General features: G+C 28.6%; 4 protein-coding genes and 2 pseudogenes. All 6 read left to right on the top strand.

The window, feature by feature from the left end:
* Positions 1–276, top strand: a pseudogene (locus CCO88_RS10545) (Rha family transcriptional regulator); the annotation flags it as partial.
* 77 nt (positions 277–353) lie between these two features.
* A complete protein-coding gene (locus CCO88_RS09915) occupies positions 354–1,388 on the top strand; it encodes an SU10 major capsid protein (protein ID WP_002840973.1) in 1,035 nt (344 codons plus the stop codon).
* Positions 1,388–1,792 (top strand): hypothetical protein, encoded by a 405-nt coding sequence (locus CCO88_RS09910; protein WP_002782213.1) that lies wholly within the window; start codon positions 1,388–1,390, stop codon positions 1,790–1,792. Before CCO88_RS09915 ends, CCO88_RS09910 begins: the two co-directional genes overlap by 1 nt.
* Positions 1,773–1,967 (top strand): hypothetical protein, encoded by a 195-nt coding sequence (locus CCO88_RS09905; protein WP_002782214.1) that lies wholly within the window; start codon positions 1,773–1,775, stop codon positions 1,965–1,967. The genes CCO88_RS09910 and CCO88_RS09905 overlap by 20 nt, the downstream gene beginning before the upstream one ends.
* A gap of 2 nt (positions 1,968–1,969) precedes the next feature.
* Positions 1,970–3,631 carry a hypothetical protein gene (locus CCO88_RS09900; protein WP_002840969.1) on the top strand — a complete coding sequence of 554 codons (1,662 nt, stop codon included), beginning with the start codon at positions 1,970–1,972 and terminating at the stop codon, positions 3,629–3,631.
* Between the two features lie 3 nt (positions 3,632–3,634).
* Positions 3,635–4,122 (top strand): annotated as a pseudogene (locus CCO88_RS10780) (hypothetical protein); the annotation flags it as partial.

The raw sequence follows: 4,122 nt of genomic DNA, 5'->3' as shown, positions 1-4,122 counted from the left end.
TTAGCACAGCAAAAGCAAAAATATGAGAATGAGATTAAAGCCCTAAAATATGACTTAGAACAAAGTAAAAACAATTTTAAAGATAAATTAAATTGTATATTGGCTAAAAATGGTTTATATGCCTTTGATTTTAAAACTTTTAAAAATTATGCCTTAAAGCTAGAAAAAATGTTAAAAGATTTAAAAGATGATGAAAACAAAGAGAATAAACTACTTTTAAGAATGCAAAATGATTTCTTAGAATGTTTAGAACTTTATAAAAGTGTAAATATCTAATTTGTTTCAAAACACACTATTTTTGAAATAGCTATTTTTGGAAAAATCCTTAAAACTAAACTAAGGAGAATTCAAAAATGGCTTTACCTTCAATGGGACATACAGCACCCGCAACAGAAAATGTTAAGTTAAAACAATCAATATATGAAACGATTATTAAAATTGGAGCTACTGAAACACCAATTCTAAATAAAATAGGCACTTCAAAGGTTACAAATCCTTTAACCCATAGTTGGCTTACAGACACTTTTGAAGAACCAAAAAAGAACGCAAATTTGGAATTGAGTAAATTTGTAGGGGAAACAAAAAACACAGCTCAAAAAACTACAAATGCTACTCAAATATTCATTACCGAAGCCATGGTATCAAAAGCTTTATTAAAAGCAAATCAATATGGTGGAAATGAAATGGAGTATCAAATAGGCAAAAAAACCAAAGAACATAAAATGGATATGGAATATGCTTTATTTGGTCTAGGCAGAGATAGTGATGTAAAAAAATCAGTTTTCAAAGATTATGTTCAAGCACAAGAAGCAACAAGTGGAGAAATGGCTGGACTTTTTCATTATATCGCTAAAGGAAAGGATAGCTTTGCTGATGGAAAGCGTGGAAATGTATTAGCTTTTGATGAAACAGGAGATTGGAGCGGAACTGCAACAGAACTTACAGAAGATAAACTTAATCAAATCTTACAAACCATTTGGAATAGCGGAGTTACGCCTAAAGATGTCTTTTTAGGAGCTGACTTAAAAGGAGCTATCAATAAATTTGCTACAAGAATTTTAGGCAATGAAACAAAACTAGCAGGACAAGTAGTAAGCCTTGAAACAGATTTTGGAACGGTAAATTTCCATATGCATAGATTATTAAGCCCTAAATATGGTTTGGGTGATGTTTTAATTGCTGGGGATTTTGAGTATATGAAACATGGGCTTTATATTCCTACTATGATTGAAGATGTTCCAACTGATATTACTGCAAAAGCAAAAAGATTTTATACGCAAAGCACTTTAGAAGTAAGAAATGCTGATGCTTTTGCTATAGGCGTGGGATTAGCTAGTGGAAATAATGCAAAGGCTAAAGCGGTTTTAAAAGCAGCAAGAGGTGCATAATGCTTTGTATTATGGCTAAAAAACTCATTATCGCTAAAGTTAAAAATTCTTACAAAATGATAGAAGATGATGAAGTTTTGAAAGCCTATTTTATGGAAGCATTTTATTATATTTTATCAAAATGTGTTCCTAGTGTTCTTTTAAAAAATGTAGAACAAAGCGAAAAAGTTTTCAGGCAAGTTAGAAATAATCATTTTTTGATTATTCCTGATGAGCCTGATTTTGACAATGAAAAAGAACATTTAATGATAGATGAAGCACTTAGTTTTGCTGTGATTAATTATGTTTGTTATTTGATTACAAGATGCGAAGAAAAAGACTTTCTGGCATTATGTGACAAGATAATTAATGAGTATATAGCTAACGATGGCAAGGAGCTTGATGATGAAAGAACATGGTTGTGAGTGTAATTTTACAAATAAATTTAATCGAGCTTTGAGTTATAAAGACTATGCTCAAAGTATAAATAGTGCTGATTTTATAGCTTATTTAGATGATAAAAAATGGCTTTTAGCCATGGATGATCTGCTTTTCTTTTGTGAAAAGAGAATCAAAGATAGTGATTATTATGAAGGTTAAAAATGGGAACAAGCTTAAATGAGTTAAAAACAGGTAGAGAAAAACTTGAGATTATAAATCAAGTTTTGGCAAGAATTTCAAATGTTGCTACTGCTTTGGATAATACCAGAATAGAAGAAATTGTAGGACTAAAAGAACAAGTTAATAATTTTTATAATCAAATTTTAGAGCTTAAAAATTTAGTTGTAAAAAATAGCGAGCTTACTCAAAGCAATACTGATTTTACTAAAAACAAAAGAAATGAAATTGAAAAAATAAGCAATGAAATAAAAAATACTTTAAATAATATAGAAGAAATCTACAACAACATTATAAAATCAGAAAAAGATATAAGCAATGGAGTTAATTTTGTTAAAGACAAATATCCTGAACTTAATGAGTTTAATAAAAATTTTGAAATTATAAAAATAAAACTTGAAGAATATTACAACATAGCTGTTGATTTTAATGCAGGTCTTAAAAAAATAGAGGAAAACAAAAATCTTACCAAATCCTATTTAGATTTATCCATAGAACTTAAGCAACAAATCTTACAAGAACTAGAACACGCACAAAGTATTAAAGAAGATTTGCATTCTAATATAGAGCTTGTAAATAAACTTGTTTCAAATATCGTGGCAACAAAGAATGAGATTATATCTATAACCAATAATTTTAAAAATGTAAAATCAGAAGTTCAAAATATAGTTAATGATGCTGAAGCAACAATAAAACTTAAAATAAACACTATTCTTTTTGAAAATCAAAGATTAAATCAAAATATGATTGATTTATTAAAGCGTTGCGAAAATTTAGAGGATGAAATAGTAGGAAAATATGAAGATATTTTAAAAATAGAAGATCTTATAAACTCATCAACTGGAATTATAAATGATTTGAGAGAAGCAGTAAAACAAAGCGAACAAATAAGCGAAGATATGAGAAGTTTTACAGCTATTATCAACGATTTCAAAACAGAAATTTCTAATCTAAAAGCAGATTTAGAAAGCTATGGCGAAAGATTAAAAGGGCAACTTGATTTAAAATTAGCACAAGCAAACTCAAGTGTAGATGCTAAGATTTCAAGCATTGAGACTCTAAAAAATCAAATTGAAGCATATGTAGAAGCTAATAAAAATACCGTAGATGTGGCTTTAGCTAACTTTATAGAAAGATCTAAAATAGCTAATGAAGATTTAGGAAGATTGGCTGAAGTAGCAAGAACAGAACTCGCTAATGATAAAACAGCTATTGAAAGCTATTTATTAGAGCTTAAACAAAGTATGGTTAATGCCATGAAGAAAGTATCCAGTGATATCACAGATGAAACAAGTGGAATATTAGCTCAAAAAAACCAAATAGAGCTTATCATAACACAAGGAAAATCAGATTTAGATACTTTAATCAACAACTTTAACTCAAATTATCAAAACAAACTTAACGAATTTAATTCTAATACTAATGAGAAATTAGCTTCTATTAATTCACTCAGTGAAGAAAGTATAACAAATATACAAAATAAAACAGATGAAAATATAAGCAGATTAGATACAGCCAGCGAAGAAAAACTAACTAAATTTGATGAAATTATAAAAGATAATTTGGGTGGAATTTATTCTCACATTTTTTCAATCGAAAATGTTTTAATGGATAAAAAAATAATTAAATTAAGTTATAAGGAGTAAAGAATGGCGGACTTAGAGCAAGTTGTAAATGATTTAAATTTGGCATCACAAAGCTTACAAGAGTTAAGAGAAAAATATGATGGTGCTTTGGATTTACTGGATAATAAAAATACACAAATAACAGGTGCGCTAGATAGTGCAAAATCTAATGCCTTGCAAGAAATACAAACTATAAGCGATACAGCTACAAATCAAATTTCGCAGTTAAAAAACACATCCTTAAATTTGGTCAACGAAGCTAAAAATACAGCTACAACTGAAATATCAAATAAAAAGGAAGAGCATAAACAAGAGTTAGAAACTAAGAAGAATGAATATATTAATAAAATTGTTGCAAAAGCTAATGAGTATGATATTGCCAATATTAATGCGCAAGTTAAAGCTATGGATACCAAAATAACCCAGCAGATCAATGGTGCAAAAACGGAATTAAATTCGAAAATAGACAATAAGGTAACAAAAACTGGAAATGAAACTATAGCAGGTGTAAA

Origin of the sequence: Campylobacter coli LMG 9860, assembly GCF_000254135.1 — a bacterium.
Taxonomy (GTDB): domain Bacteria; phylum Campylobacterota; class Campylobacteria; order Campylobacterales; family Campylobacteraceae; genus Campylobacter_D; species Campylobacter_D coli.
This window is presented reverse-complemented; position numbering and strand designations above follow the sequence as displayed.